Origin of the sequence: Brevibacillus sp. HB1.2, assembly GCF_013332495.1 — a bacterium.
In the GTDB taxonomy this organism is placed as follows: Bacteria; Bacillota; Bacilli; order Brevibacillales; family Brevibacillaceae; genus Brevibacillus; species Brevibacillus porteri.
Genome location: NZ_JABMIU010000012.1, coordinates 89,218 through 104,333 on the forward strand (window position 1 = coordinate 89,218; position 15,116 = coordinate 104,333).

At 49.5% G+C, this 15,116-nt stretch carries 13 protein-coding genes; 3 read left to right on the forward strand and 10 right to left on the reverse strand.

Annotated elements, in window-relative coordinates; translation table 11 throughout:
- The 3 genes from HPY28_RS22935 (at position 1) to HPY28_RS22945 (ending at position 3,885) form a co-directional block, all read left to right on the forward strand.
- Positions 1-1,377, forward strand: a complete 1,377-nt coding sequence (locus tag HPY28_RS22935) for a YheC/YheD family endospore coat-associated protein (RefSeq protein ID WP_174231472.1) — start codon at positions 1-3, stop codon at positions 1,375-1,377.
- A gap of 41 nt (positions 1,378-1,418) precedes the next feature.
- Positions 1,419-2,726, forward strand: a complete 1,308-nt coding sequence (locus HPY28_RS22940) for a YheC/YheD family endospore coat-associated protein (protein WP_174231473.1) — start codon at positions 1,419-1,421, stop codon at positions 2,724-2,726.
- 337 nt (positions 2,727-3,063) lie between these two features.
- Positions 3,064-3,885: a hypothetical protein gene (locus tag HPY28_RS22945; protein ID WP_174231474.1), complete on the forward strand. Its 822-nt coding sequence runs from the start codon at positions 3,064-3,066 to the stop codon at positions 3,883-3,885.
- A 57-nt stretch (positions 3,886-3,942) separates the two neighbouring features.
- On the opposite strand, the gene HPY28_RS22950 is transcribed toward HPY28_RS22945, so the two are convergent.
- The 10 genes from HPY28_RS22950 to HPY28_RS22995 form a co-directional block, all read right to left on the reverse strand.
- Complete coding sequence (locus tag HPY28_RS22950; protein WP_173623109.1) at positions 3,943-4,449, reverse strand: hypothetical protein; 507 nt, start codon at positions 4,447-4,449, stop codon at positions 3,943-3,945.
- Between the two features lie 75 nt (positions 4,450-4,524).
- Positions 4,525-6,204: a hypothetical protein gene (locus HPY28_RS22955; RefSeq protein WP_174231475.1), complete on the reverse strand. Its 1,680-nt coding sequence runs from the start codon at positions 6,202-6,204 to the stop codon at positions 4,525-4,527.
- 3 nt (positions 6,205-6,207) lie between these two features.
- Entirely contained in the window at positions 6,208-7,074 is an 867-nt protein-coding gene (locus HPY28_RS22960; protein ID WP_371813532.1) for a hypothetical protein, read from the reverse strand.
- A gap of 47 nt (positions 7,075-7,121) precedes the next feature.
- Positions 7,122-8,144, reverse strand: coding sequence for a bifunctional UDP-N-acetylglucosamine diphosphorylase/glucosamine-1-phosphate N-acetyltransferase GlmU (gene glmU, locus HPY28_RS22965; protein WP_173623112.1), 1,023 nt, complete (start codon positions 8,142-8,144; stop codon positions 7,122-7,124).
- Positions 8,141-8,347, reverse strand: coding sequence for a hypothetical protein (locus HPY28_RS22970; RefSeq protein WP_017250728.1), 207 nt, complete (start codon positions 8,345-8,347; stop codon positions 8,141-8,143). Before HPY28_RS22970 ends, glmU begins: the two co-directional genes overlap by 4 nt.
- Before the next feature lie 56 nt (positions 8,348-8,403).
- Positions 8,404-10,236 (reverse strand): glutamine--fructose-6-phosphate transaminase (isomerizing), encoded by a 1,833-nt coding sequence (glmS, locus tag HPY28_RS22975; RefSeq protein ID WP_174231476.1) that lies wholly within the window; start codon positions 10,234-10,236, stop codon positions 8,404-8,406.
- Between the two features lie 44 nt (positions 10,237-10,280).
- Entirely contained in the window at positions 10,281-11,642 is a 1,362-nt protein-coding gene (locus HPY28_RS22980; protein WP_017250726.1) for a nucleotide sugar dehydrogenase, read from the reverse strand.
- A 31-nt stretch (positions 11,643-11,673) separates the two neighbouring features.
- On the reverse strand, positions 11,674-12,462 hold the full coding sequence (locus tag HPY28_RS22985) for a response regulator transcription factor (protein WP_174231477.1): 789 nt from the start codon (positions 12,460-12,462) through the stop codon (positions 11,674-11,676).
- Complete coding sequence (locus tag HPY28_RS22990; RefSeq protein WP_174225425.1) at positions 12,459-13,901, reverse strand: glycosyltransferase family 2 protein; 1,443 nt, start codon at positions 13,899-13,901, stop codon at positions 12,459-12,461. The genes HPY28_RS22985 and HPY28_RS22990 overlap by 4 nt, the downstream gene beginning before the upstream one ends.
- A 17-nt stretch (positions 13,902-13,918) precedes the next feature.
- Positions 13,919-15,103: a HEAT repeat domain-containing protein gene (locus tag HPY28_RS22995; RefSeq protein ID WP_173623117.1), complete on the reverse strand. Its 1,185-nt coding sequence runs from the start codon at positions 15,101-15,103 to the stop codon at positions 13,919-13,921.
- Positions 15,104-15,116: the final 13 nt, after the last annotated feature.

Here is a 15,116-nt window from a genome sequence, read left to right on the forward strand (position 1 = left end):
ATGGAAACGTTCAGAATGCGGCTTCGCTTCCTTTCCAACCCCCGTATCAGTGGGATTATCCTGCCAGCTACTCTCTTCCAACAGCTCCAGCTACGGCAACGTCAAAAAATTAAAGTCTTACTGGGTAAAAAGGAAGTAGTCGCAACGGTCTTACAAGATAAACGCAATCCGGATACGAACGTTATGAAAGTGACGACGCTCTTGCAAACGGAGCTCGGCATTCCTCACCCTGGCTTAATCCAGCTCAAACTAGAGGGCTCCGCACTCCGGATCGGTCCTTCAATCGGGATCGTTACGACTGGCATAAGACGAGATCCCAAGCAACCAATTGGCCCTCGCACCTCGTTTTTTCACAATCTGTTACAGGCTCAAGAAGGGAAAGGCGTTTTCTACTATATATTTTCCCCATCCGATGTGGACTGGGAATCCAATACAGTCAAAGCGTGGTTTTTGCGCAGAAGCAAGTCAGGCGTCTACTTTTGGAAAAAGCATGTTACTGCCATGCCCGATGTCGTCTATGATCGTATTCCCTCTCGTTCGGCAGAAAAACATGAAGCCGTTCAGGAATTCAAATATCGACTCGCCAGTTACCCCAATTTACCGATGTTCAATCAGGGCTTTTTTAACAAATGGGGTGTGCACCAGCTGCTGTACCCGAATCCAGAAGTGAATGAGCATATCCCGGAGACTTACACCTCTCCTTCTCTTACAACTGTTCGAAACTTGCTGCGTAAATACCCTATCGTTTATTTGAAGCCCAAAAATGGTAGTCTCGGGTACGGTATTGTCAAAGTTGTTCACCAGGCAGGCGGTGGCTTTACTGCCTCCTATCATACAGGTAGCGGCAATGTAAAAAAACATTTTTCCAAGCTGTCCAGCCTTTATCAGCATGTCTTCCGCAGTCGTCGGGTCAGTGCGTATCTGGCACAACAGGGCATTTCGCTCATGACATTCCATGGACGACCGTTTGATTTCCGTGTTCACTTGCATAAAAACCAGCAAAACGAGTGGGTCGTCTCCTGCACGGCAGCCAAGGTTGCCGGTTCTGGCAGCGTAACTACCCATGTACGCACAGGTGGTACTGTCATTCCCGGCGATGACCTGTTGCAGCATCTGTTTGGCAGACAAAAAGCCCTCATGACCCAGCGCGTTTCCGACGCGTCGATTCGACTCGCTACCGCGATTGAACTGGCAAAAGGGATTGATTTAGGAGAATTGGGGCTGGACATGGGGATTGATACGCAAGGCCATGTCTGGATGTTCGAAGCAAATTCCAAGCCGGGCCGTTCTATATTCAAGCACGCCCGTCTCAGGGAGGCTGATCACGAATCACGCAAGCTGCTCGTCGATTATAGCTGTTACTTGGCCAATTTCTAGTCGCACGCGATCTGTACCGTGTTTCAGGAAGGAGGAACACCATGCTTCAGCAGCGCTCCGGGTGGCTGACGATCCTCCCTAGCGGTAGATGGTTCGTACAGTTACCTCGGCTAGTCCTTAAACGCTCGCCAAAGCCACTGGTCGCCAGTCTCGGTCCCTTTTCTCATACGAAACGGATATACGCTGGTTTACCCCGCGTGCAAGCAAGCCGTATTCGTACACGCATTAATTGGAAAATGGCGGGCGACTCCCTGAAGCTTGGCCCATTATTTGGCATATTGACCGTTGGTGAAGGGGCAACATTTTTAGGAAATCGGGAGAACTTCAAGGATATTACTCAATCGGGAAAGCAATGGGGTGCACTCGTATATGTGTTCACTCCACAAGGAATTAATTGGGAGAAGAAAAAGGTGCGGGGCTATTTGTACAACAATCGACTAAACTCGTGGCAAGAGGTGATTCTACCTTTCCCCCATGTGGTTTACAACCGAATTCCGACGAGAAAAGCAGAACGACGACCTGAAGTCCGAAGAGCATTGAACCGCATTCATGAGATGCCAAATGTCACATTGTTTAATCGCGGCTTTTTCGACAAGCAACAGCTGTTTAAAATGCTTGAATCCCACTTAGAAGTGCAAGCTTTTCTACCGGAGACGAAACAACTGGACACCTTGGCTCGCTTTCGAAGCTTTTGCACGGAACATCGCTTTGTCTACTTGAAACCTGTGCGCGGTAAAGCTGGTCAGGGAATTATGCGCATTGATTTCAAAAATGATAAGTGGTTCCTGCAACGGTTAAAGGAGCACAAGGCCATTACTCGCCGCTTTTCCAATTTGAATGATGTATGGAGACACATTAGACTTCATGTCAAACAGCAGAAGTACATTATGCAGCAAGGGATCCGTCGTGCCCATTACAACGGCAAACCTTTTGATGTGCGCGTCCTCGTACAGAAAGATGGCGAGGGCGAATGGTGCGTAACCGGAGTTGGCGTCAGAAGGTCTGGCTCGCAAAGCATCACCACTCATGTGCCACGCGGCGGCTCGATCCACTCGTTATCAACCGTTATGCAAGCCTTGTTTACTAATAATCACGAGCAAATGGAAAGACACATTCACGATACGGCGCTCGCCATCGCACGGTCTTTAAATGCAGAATGGACGGATTTGGCTGAGATGTCGATGGACCTTGGCTTGACAGAAGAAGGACAGCTATGGCTCTTTGAAGCGAACGCAAAGCCGGAGAAATTCGATGAACCATCGATTCGACGATTATCGTTAGCGAATTTGATCCATTACGCACAGCATGTCTCCTGCTTGCAAAACAAGCGAGGGATTGCCGCAGGATAAGGGAGTCGAGCAGCACTAGCTGATTCACAGACGACCTTGGTGCGATTTGCCCGTCAGGAAGGGGAACGGCGCATCACCCAGCGAACGACTGGCTGACGCGATTGACCCTCAGGATGTTGGCTCATAATGGGTCAATCCTTCCTGATTGTAGATATACGCTACCGCAATAAGTGAATCGGCATACTGGCTGTACGTGCGGGTAGCACTGAACAATGAGGCAAGTCTCACGTTTTGATCTAAAGGAACATGCCGTTTAGACTCCGGCATGTTTTTTTCGTTATCGGATGCATGACCTGATCGACCTTGGAAAAAATACTCCATGGAGGTGGTCTTAACCATGACCCATATACTTAACAATATGATGCACTCCCAACAACAACCGCAATTTTTGGGAGCAATGAGCCCTGCAGGCACGATGTTCCAACAAGGATACGCCGGAACAAACGTACAGGAAGTACAGCATTGGAACCACGGAGGGCATGCCCAATCCATCGGGACCCCTACAACAGGCATGTCCTACGGTGGTGCACAATCGATCTTTTCCCCTGGCTTTGCGAATACCAATGTCCAGGAGGTAAGACAGCTCAATCAGGCCGGTTATCCTCAACAACAACATCAGCAGCAATATGGCTATGGGCAAAATCAAGCGCTTCAATCCATGCAAAACCAATTCACCGGCTATGCACAAGGCCAGCAAGCTGGCTACATACAAGCACAGCCTTCTTATCAGCAATCGGTTGGACAAGGCTCCATTTTCTCTCCGGGCTTTGCCGGCACGAATGTACAAGAGGTTCAAGCCCGCAATCAAGCTGGCTATAGCGGTTACGGAGGACAAGCTGGCTATACGAATCAAGCAGCGTATCCACCATCGATGACTGGCAGTATTTTTGCGCCTGGTTTTGCCAATACCAATGTCCAGGAAGTTCGCCAGTTGAATAACACTGGCTACGGCATGCAAGCACAACAAGGTCAGCAGCAGCAACCTCAGCTTCAACCACAGGCATATGCTAACCAAGCATACAGCAATCAGGCGGGCGCAGGAGCACAATCGGTCTTCTCTCCTGGCTTTGCAGGCACGAACACACAAGAGGTTCGCCAATTGAACAACCCAGGCCAGATGGCTCCTCACACAGGCTCCATTTTCCCTGGCACTTTCTAAATGAGAAAAGCGTGACCATCCATCGCGACGGTCACGCTTTTTGTTATAAGTGATAGTTTAGCGGTCTGCATTTTCCCAAATCGCCTGATACACGGCATGCAAATCTTGCAGACTCTCTTCATCCACTGTAAAAATGATGCTACCAAACATGTAGGCATCATTCTGCACGCAGGACCATCCATCCCCGGTTGGTTGAAACTGCGCCTCCACACACGCCTCCGTCTGATCCAGCAGTTGCCGTACCGCTACATGCCTTTCCAACGATGATCGATATCTTTCCATCACTTGCGCAAGGCGTTCATCCTGACGGGCCAGCCGATACAGGGCAAGCTCAATCTGGAGCCAGCAGGTCACATAAAAATGGAACTCCAAAAATAACGTGTGTACGGCTGCACGGATTTTGTCGTGGTCACCAGCTTCCAAGGCTGCACGTGCTTCCTGCTTTTTCTCCTGAATCAGGTCAAAATGACTGACTGCTCCACGGTAAAACTTGCGCACCACGTTGTACAACATCTCTGGCGTACGCTGCGGAAGATTTCGATGTCGGTTTTGCACATCTCGCATGGCTTGTTCTCCTCTTTCCGACGCTCGTTTTCTTCTATTGTACAACAATGGTGCATGGTGCACGATGCAGGCAGCCTACTCTTTCCCGTTTTTCCAGTAGTCATAAGCATGAATGGCGAGCCCCCAATAAGAGGAGTACCGATCCAGTGCTTTTGTCACCAGATCCAACTGCCGATCCATTTCGCCCATGCCTTCCTCGTAAAAGGTGATACCGTTCCCTTCGTGGCTCTCTTTTGTCTCCACGGCAACGACCAGCTTTTTCTGGAGGCTCTCTGCATACTTCATCTGATTTTCAACCAAGCCAATGATGCCAGGAGCTCGATCGCGAAATGCCATCAAGGTCGTATGATCAAGCTGTTTGATCATCCAATGCGAAAACGGCAATTCGGGCTGACCCGGAGTCGGTGTCTTGTCCAGCCAGGCAGCGAGGTCGACGCTTGCTTCTAAGGAAGTTCCGTTCTTGGTCTCCTCAACGAAAGCCTCGATGTTGCCCATCCACTGGCGTAAGACTGCCTCTTTATCCTCGCGCCAGACAGGAAGGACATATGGCTCGATATCTAAGTGAATGCCGTGAAACTGCTCTTCTGTCGAAACAGACTCATTGTAGGCTTTCACCCAATTCACGAGTTTCATGATCTTGCTCCGATTTTCAGACATCGCCCAAATCGGATGACCGCCCATGGCATGAACCTCGATACCCGCTTCACGCGCCTCTCTCACGAAATCGCGATAATAGGAAATCGGCTGCTCCAAATCTAGACGAATATAGAGGAGATTCACCCCGTTTTGTTTCACGAAGGAAAGAATTTCCTCCTTTTCCGTGCCAATTAATTCTGCACGCCATATGTAGGTGCCTTTGTAGCGTTGCTTCGTTACCGGGGGCAGGGGGCTCGCCTCCTTCCAGTAGCGGTAATCGTGAATCGCGACACCGGAGAAGGACGGATGCTGTGCCAAATGTGCAGGCAATTGCTCTAATTGCTGTTTCATGAGAGTCGGGCCTTCCTCTGAAAAAGAAGAGTGGTCTTCATCTAGCGGCTTTATATTTACAGCAACCAAGACACGCGTCTCTAATTCATCCGCTTCCTTCATTTCCTGATCAATCAAATTCAGGATGCCGTTTTGACCGGAAAGTGTGTCACGATACGCCATGATACATACCGTATCAAACTGGCTCATCATCCATTTGGACAGAGATATCTCTTCTGGTCCCGGCACGGGAATATCGTCCAGCCAAAATGGAATGGCTGCACTGGCAACCAAATCCTCATCTTTTGACACCTCGGCTGTGAACGCCTGCACATTAGCTTGCCATTCACGGATAATCCGCTTCTGATCAGTCTCCCAAAATGGCAGAAGATATGGCTCGATGTCTAACTGAATCCCGCGAATCCGCTCATTCTTTTGCGCTTCACGGTTGTAGCTTTTTACCCAGTGGACGATGTTCATCATCCGCTTTTCATTGCTTTTGAGCGCCCACGCCGGGTGGCCGGCTACCGCATGAACCTCGATACCCATCTCTGTCGCTTCGCGGATAAAATCGCGGTAGTATTCATAGGGCTTGTTCATTTCGATTCGCAAGTAAACGAGATTAATATCGTTACTTTTGCAGAAATCGAGAATCTCTTGTTTCTCTCTCCCGATCATTTCGGATTGCCAGATCCACGTTGCTTTACTCTTCTTCTCCGCGGGGGAAAAGCCGAACAGAAAGCCGACTGTCAGGCAGAGAACACTCAAATAGATGCGCGCAGCTTTCATTCGTCAAAGTTGCCCCTCTCGTTGACTTGCGTGCTTCCAGCTCTCGTAATCATGGATCGCACTTCCTGCAAACGCCGGATTGTTTGACAGCTCCTCCTGTAAAATGGCCAACTGGTTGTTCATCTCTTCTGTGCCTTCTTCATAAAAGCTCACATGAGCGCCTTCCATCGTTTCCATGATGTTGACGCCCACGATAACCGACCCTTTTTTTCGTACATTGGCATCATCGACAATCTTTTCTACGATTTCGACGATCCCATTTTGCCCAAGGGCTTGATTGCGGTAGGCCATTAGTGTAATACTGTCGAGTCGCTGCACCATCCAGTTGCTCACTTTCTCATCACTGCCAGGAACGTTTACGGAGTCGATCCAAAAAGGCAAGTCGGCACCGACAGCGAGGTCCGTATCCTTCTTCGTCTCTGCTGCCAGATAGCTGACGTTTTTCAGCCATTGCTTCACGATTTCTTCCTGGTCTTCCTTCCATGCAGGCAACAAATACGGCTCGATATCGACGTGAATCCCCGAGAATCGTTCATCTGACTTGGCACTGCGATTGAACGCCTTCACCCAGGAGATGAGATCATCGATGCTTTGGCGATTCGCTGTTAACGCCCAATTGGGGTCACCGCCAAGCGCCTCTACTTTGATGCCTGCTTGGTTGGCTCTCTCATTAAAGGTACGATACGTCTGAGGCGCAACTGCTGCTGGTTCAACGTGAAGATAGATCAGGTTGATGTCGTTTTTCTTGGCAAACTCGATCATTTCATCGGTTTGGGTCTCCATTTGCTTGGCATCCCATATCCAGGTTGCTTTTGTCAGGGCGGAGCGGGTGTTTGCCAACGACAGCATGATGATCGAAACCACTGTCACAAGGAGCAGTGCTATCCAAAGCCAGCTATATCGACGAAGTACCTGCATCAGTGCTGGTCGATACCGTACTGTTGTGTCGTCGCACCCACTCCCGCAAAAGCCCGCTCACCAAACGTACTGCCGTCAACTGCTGAAAACGGCTGAATTCTCGTGTAATCCTCGATGCTCTTGTTTTTGACCAAAGCGTGCGGCCCGATCTGGCAGCCTTCACCGATCTGCGTGTCGCCAAAAAGGCAGGTTCCTGGATAGAGCACCGTATCACGCCCGATCATTACGTCAGAATCGATGTACGTCGAGCTCGGGTCTATCATTGTAACTCCGTTTCGCATATGGAAATCGTTGATTCGCTTGCGCATCAGCTGTTCCAAATCTGCGAGCTGCACACGATCATTGACGCCATTGCCTTCTTCGGGATCATCCGTTGCAAACGCCGCTACCAAATGACCCTGCTCTTGCAAAAGCCCCAGAACGTCCGGCAAGTAAAACTCCCCTTGCGCATTTTCGTTTGAGACCATCGGCAGCATCGAAAACAGCTTTTGATTGTCGAAGCAAAAGATTCCGGTGCTAATCTCGTTCACCTTTTTTTGTCCCAAGGTCGCGTCTTTTTCCTCGATAATTTTTCGGACATCGCCGTTCTCGTCGCGAATGATCCTGCCATAGCCAGTAGGCTCGTCCACAATGGAGGTCAAGACCGTGGCTGCTGCCTGTTTGAGCTGGTGATACTCGAGCAAACTTCGCAGCGTCTGTTCTTGTACGAGTGGTGTATCACCATTCATGACAATCGTCACGCCATCCTGCGCCCCGAGAATTTCGTGGCTCATCCAAACAGCATGAGCGGTCCCAAGCTGTTCCGGTTGATACGCATACTGAACGCGGTTTTTCAGTTCCTCTTTGACCATTTCAGCTCCGTGACCGACAACGACGACCAAGTGGCGAAGTGACAATGCTTCTAATGTCTCTACGACATGCTTAATCATCGGCTTCCCGCATATTGGATGCATGACCTTGTAGAGTGAAGATTTCATTCTGGTTCCTTTTCCTGCTGCCAATACTACTGCATGTATGTTCATCCTATCGCCTCCGTCTTGGTCAGCTCCCCTTTTGCAAGCTGACCTTGTTGGATTTGCTTATCGAAGTATGGTTTCAATTCATAGGTCAGTGTGTCAATCATCATGGTCAAATCAATGTCTTTCCTCTGCACGCCCAGCTGATAGGCCTGAAGCATAATCTCCAGTAATTTCTCCTGATTCAACGTCCGCTTCGAGGTGTTCATTCATCGTTCCCCCTTTCTTCATTCCTGTCTTACTTCATAACGACTGACGTTTGTGTTTACTCAACTGTTACACTTTTGGCCAAATTTCGTGGACGATCTACGTCATTGCCGAGCGCAACAGAAGTGTAATAGGAAATGAGCTGGAGGGGGATAACGCCTAGAACAGGTGTAAGCAAGGCATCTGTCTGCGGAATCAGGCAAACATCATCAACCGAGCGATGCAGCTCTACATGTCCATCTAAGGTAATACCGAGAACTTTTGCTCCACGGGCTTTTACTTCTGTAATATTACTGATCATTTTCTCATGCAGCTCATCCTGTGTAGCCAAGGCAATCACTCTCGTTCCCTCTTCGATTAGCGCCAGCGTGCCGTGCTTTAGCTCCCCTGCCGCATACGCCTCCGAGTGAATATATGAGATTTCCTTCAGCTTGAGCGAGCCTTCCATAGATACGGCATGATCGAGTCCTCGTCCGATGAAAAACAGATGCTGCTCGTCCTTGATTGATTCAGCGAAATGACGTATCTCATCCGCATGCGCGAGTATATGCTCGACTTGATCCGGGAGTGCGGTCAGTTGGTGAAGCAGTGAAGCACGTGTGTCAGCGTCCAGTGTCCCTTTCGCTTGCGCCAAATAGATGCCGAGCAAGTAAAACGCAATCAGCTGCGAGGTGTATGCCTTTGTAGAAGCCACCGCGATTTCCGGACCTGCATTCGTCGTAATCACGTCATCAGCATCACGGGCAATCGAGCTGCCGACTACATTCGTAATAGCGAGTACGGCTGAGCCGTTTCGTTTGGCTTCACGCATGGCTGCCAACGTATCTGCTGTCTCCCCTGATTGGCTGACGGCAATCGTAAGCGTATTGGGTTGAAAGAGTGGGCGACGGTAACGAAACTCCGACGCTACATCTACTTCTACCGGAATCTGTGCCAGTCGCTCGATCACATGCTTGCCGATCAAGCCTGCATGATAAGCGGTACCGCATGCGACAATGTAGATTTTCTCCACACGCTTGGCATTCGCTTCTGATAACTGAAGATTGGGAAAAATAACCTTTTGCTGGGTAGCATCGATTCGACCTGTCATGGTATTACGCAGGGCCCGCGGCTGCTCGTAAATTTCCTTTTGCATATAGTGAGCAAAGCCGTCTTTTTCCGCTTGCTCCTTGTCCCACTCAATCCGCACCAGCTCTCGCTCGATTGGCTCCGTCGTATCCAGACGCATGACGTGAACAGAATCTTTGGTCAGAATCGCCAGGTCTCCATCTTCGAGAACGTACACATCGCGCGTATGCTCCAGGATCGCCGGGATATCAGAACCAATGAAATTCTCATTCTCCCCTACCCCGATAATCAACGGGCTCGCCATACGAACTGCAATCAGCTTGTCAGGCTCATGCTCCGTCATCACACCGAGGGCAAATGCTCCGCGAATTTTGCCAGCGACCTTCTGTACTGCCGCAACCAGGTTGTTGTCGTATTCCTGCGCCAAAAGGTGCACGATGACCTCCGTGTCCGTCTCCGAAGTAAACGTCACGCCCTTTTCGATCAATTCCTGCTTGAGATCCAGATAGTTTTCGATAATGCCGTTATGCACGATCGAGAACTTGCCGGATTGATCAAAATGAGGATGAGAGTTTTCGTCAGACGGTCTTCCGTGAGTCGCCCAGCGCGTATGACCAATACCGATGGAGCCCTGCAAGCCGGACTTTTGGGTTTGGCTCTCCAGTACGTCAATTCTGCCTTTTGCCTTGCGAATGCCGATGGTTGCTCCATCACAAATCGCAATGCCAGCTGAATCGTAGCCTCTGTATTCCAGCTTTCGCAGCCCATTAATTAGAATCGGCTGCGCTTCCCTGTTTCCGATATATCCCATAATTCCGCACATGTCTTCGGTTCCTCCCTTGTTGCGTAAAATGTTCGGACTTTGTATTATGCGAGCAAGCTGACGACTTCCTTCTCCTGCCTGATAGCGACGGAGGTTCCGATGCGATATACATTCGGATTCGTGATGCCCTCAAACGCATTGCGTGTATCGATAATGGCCACTCCCAAGTCCGCCAGCTCCTGATAGGCAAAGCATTGGTGATTCGTAATGAGCACCATGCAATCGTAAGTCTTGAATGCCTCATAGTCATTGGCAATGGAATGGACGATCTCGCCTTTTTTATTCACAAAGCTCTGCGCATACGGGTCGTAATAGTCGACAGTTGCTCCGCTATTCTTGAACAGCTCGTAAATCTCCAGCCCAGGTGATTCACGCAGGTCATCTACTTCCGGCTTGTAGGCCATGCCGAGAATCAAGATGCGCGAGCTGTTGATTGCTTTGGCGTAAATGTTGAGCACCTGTGCAGTCTTATTGCGCACATAGTCCGGCATGTTGTCGTTAATCGATTGGGCGATCTCAATAAATTGGCTGTGAAAACGAAAGCCCTTGGCCTTCCACGACAAATACATCGGATCGAGCGGTATGCAATGCCCACCGATTCCGGGTCCCGGGTAAAACGGCATGAACCCAAAAGGCTTGGTCGATGCGGCCTTGATTACTTCCCAAACATTGATGCCCATTCTGTCGCACATCATTGCCATCTCATTCATGAAGGCAATATTGACGCTGCGGAAGGTGTTTTCCAAAAGCTTGGACATCTCCGCCACCTTTGGCGAGGAGACTGGCACGACTGTTTTAACCAGGCTGCCATACAAGAGTGTGCCTAACTCCATGCAACGTTCTGTCGTCCCGCCGATCACCTTTGGCGTATTGTACGTACTGTATTTGCGATTGCCCGGATCGACCCTCTCCGGCGAGTAGCAGAGGAAAAAGTCGATGCCGGCACGATAGCCCAGCTTTTCAAATTCGCGCTGGATCAGCTCTTCCGTCGTTCCCGGATAGGTTGTGCTCTCCAGCGTAATGAGCATTCCTCTTTTCATGAATCTCTTGATTTGCTCGACAACGCTTGTAATGTAAGAGGTGTCTGGGTCCTGATTGGGACTAAGTGGAGTAGGAACGCAAATGCTGATCGCATCCAGCTCTTCGATTACGCTATAATCAGTCGTCGGAAAAAAGCGATTGGTCGCGAGGCATTCCTGCAAGGTTTCATTGGAAATATCCTGTACGTAAGACTCTCCTCTTTTTAGGCTCTCGATTTTCCCGCCATGCAGATCGATTCCGATTACGGTATAACCACTCTTGATCGTCTCTACCGCCAGCGGCAACCCTACATACCCAAGCCCAATGACACCCACTCTCGCTGTCTTTCGTTGAATCTTTTGTTGCAGTTCCTCGTATCTCGCCATCCTCGTTTCTCTCCCTTTCTCTTTCTAGAATTTATATCAGCCTTTTCACCCTGGCTTCCAGTTCTACCGGGGAGAATGGCTTCGTAATGTAGTCAGATGCTCCCATCGCAAATGATTTCTGCACATCTTCTTCCAGACGTTTGTCTGTGAGCACCATAATCTTGCTCATGGAAGCGCTGATATGCTTGATTTTTTCCATGAGCTGGTATCCATTGAGGATAGGGAGATTCAGGTCGGTAATCACAAGATCAGGGGCGACCTCCTGATATTTTTCCATGCCGTCCATCCCGTCATTGGCTACCGTAACGAGATACCCTTTGCGCTGAAAGTAGATGCTCAAAAACTCGTTGACAGTCTCATCATGGTTAACCAGTAAAATACTTGCCGGCTCCTCTTTTTGCGCGGGATTCTGCTCATAAATCTTGATCTCCCCATGAGCGCCTGGCTCTTTCATCTCTTGGATCATCCGCATCAGCATTTGACCGGACGAGCGCGAGCTTTCGGGAAAACTCGCAATCAAGAGGCTGCCCGCAAGCAGTTTGTGCTCTTGCAAATAGTCTTTTACACGCAAAGCATAGAAATGGGTGTTCGAGAGCTTCTGTCCCTCAAGCAGTATTCCGAAGAGCTGCTTGTTTTTGTCATACGCGTAGTGCAAAGCAATCTCGGAGCCGTCTCCTGAACGAGTGCCCAGGTCTTGCTTGATCAGCTCCATTGACTCTTTGGTGAGGGTTTTGCAAGCCGCCAGAATAACCCCACACGCCAATTGTTTCTCTTCCATCTTGCTCAGATGCTCGTAAAAAACAGGTACGAGATTACTCATGATCTAGCCTCCAAACTTGAAATGTTTTCGCTGCCCTTCGTCTGCCAGCTCGTCCGCGTCATCGTTCCCCACGAGTTGTTGTTGCGCAAATATTCAATATGACCGAGGAATCTCCAGATGACGCCGATTTGCCGATAGCCGAAGAACATCAGAATCGTATAGAAAAGCATTTTGACGATGTCTCGAAAACGCGGATACCGTCGAAACGCGATTTCCTCCAGCAATAAGGAGCCAATGCCAAGCAGCATGCCATACAGCACATTGAGCAAGCCGTAGATTAAGAGGACGTAGCCGTTGGTCATATCCAGCATGGTATAACCGATGAGGGCCAATAGACCCGTGATGCGAAAATACGGATTCAAGGTTTCAAACAAGATATTGAACGGTAGCGTGAGCATCCCGAATAGCTTGTACTTGGGGCGAAACGCCATGTATCTGCCGTACTCAATCATGTTTTTCAGATTGCCGCGTCCCCATCTGCGCCGTTGACTGCCCAAAATTTTGAGTGTATCCGGCGCTTGTGTCCAGCAGACCGCATCGGGGCAAAATGCCACGCGGTACGGCAGCTTATTTTCCAGCATGTACTTGTGTAGCTTGATGATGATGTTCATGTCTTCACCCGGATACCCCTCGCGATAGCCGCCTACCTTGATGATGTAATCCTTGCGAAAAACACCGAACGCGCCTGAGACGATAATCAATCCGTTGATCGCGCTCCAGCCGATCCGTCCACCGAGAAACGCCTTGAGGTATTCGACGGATTGCATCATCGGCAAAAACTTGTCTGGCAAACGAATGTCCTTCACGACACCGTCTTCGATCTTGCAGCCGTTGGCAATGCGGATATCTCCGCCGATGGCAACTGTTTCATCCGGGTTTTCCATATACACCTTCGCAATGCGAATCAGCGCGTCTTTTTCCAGCAAGGAATCTGCATCAATGGAAGCGATCAACGGATAGTGGGAGAGATTGATCCCCGCATTGAGCGAGTCAGCTTTTCCTCCGTTCTCTTTGTCGATCAAATACAGATTCGGAAAAGCCGGATTGTGGTAGATTCCCCTGATCTTCGACGTATGAAGAAGCGGCTGTACCGGCATGTGCTCGGAGTAAACCATTGAAAACTCGTTAATCATTACTTGCAAGGTAGCATCCTTTGATCCATCGTTGACTACGAGTACCTCGTAGCGTGGATAGTTCAAGGATAAGAGCGACCTTACATTTTCAATAATCGTCAGTTCCTCATTGTAAGCCGGCACGAGAATCGAAATCGGCGGAACGTGCTCAGAGCCTGAAAGTGTCTGGAATCTCGAATAGATGGAGCTTTTTAAGATTCCCATGATGCTCTTGAACGAGAACAGCATGATGATGAAGTACAAAGAGTTGATCGCGATGACGTAATAGACCGCAAATACTCCGTAGTAAAGTAGAAAATCTCTCATGACAGCCTCCTTTCGCTCTATCTTTCCAATGCATGAACCGTGGAGATCGTTTTGCGATACGACTTGCGGTACAAATGCAGCTTTTCGTTGTATTGCACGAGCTTCTCTGTCGCTGTCGCACCCTGTAAAACCAGCTTCTCTTTTTCCAGCTCCTCCTGGATCACTTGATGAGCCATCTCGCTCTTATGACCGTTTCTCTCTTCCTGCAAAATTTCACAAAGGGCCGCAAAGCCTTCGACCTCTAGCTGTGCCAGACTGCGTGCACTGTGATGACGAACCCACCAGTTCGCATCGCCCACCGCCTTTTTCAGCAAGGGAATGTACGAAAGCAATTTCAGTGAGCCAATTGCCTTCGCTGCCATTGCGCGAATTTCCCAATCTTTGTGATTCATAAAGTCAGTGACTGTCTGCTCATTCATATAGCGGATATCCCGACACATGAGCTTGACTGCCTTAATTCGGACTTCCTTGTCAGGTGATTGAATGAGCTGGTATAGGGCAGGCTCAATGCTGGGCTGGACATGAACGGTGTATCCAATCAGTCCGATTTGGACCAGTTCAGCATCGGATTCTTGTAAAAACTGTGCAAAAAGCGGTGCCGTATCCACCTGCGAATCACTGATGATGTCCACGATAAGCTGGTGGACATTTTTCTTCGCTCCGACGACATGGGTCACCATTTCCCGCAAATCTTCTGTGTTGCGTGCACATTTGGCGACGGAGCGCGCAATGATAAAAACACTGGTGTCATTCGTGTTTTTTTGCAGGAAGGTTAAGAGGGCAGGCACGGCGAGCTTGGAGCGCATGATCCCCAAATTGTAAGCGGCATCCACTCTCGTCCATTTCCACCTGCCATTTAGTCTTTGCATGTCCAGCTCTACGAGTCCCATATCCTCGCAGAGCCAGATCAGCTTGTCCCGATGTATGCCTGTGACCCGCTCCATCAGCTCAAACAGCTTTTTCTGAATGATTTGCTTTTCTTTTTGCGTTACTACGCCATAAGGCACTTGCAAGCGCTCCTCTTCTTCTCCGTGTGCTTGCAGGTAAACGAAATAGTCGCGATATTTTTCCAGACAACGCATGGTCTGTTTCTCCACCGAAATGTTGCGTAGCTTCAGTGCGAACAAGACAATCAAGCCTAGTACTGTCAATCCACATAGCGCGTACAGAAAAACAATTGCCGTCGCCAATGGTGTTTGCACGTTTGCCACTCTC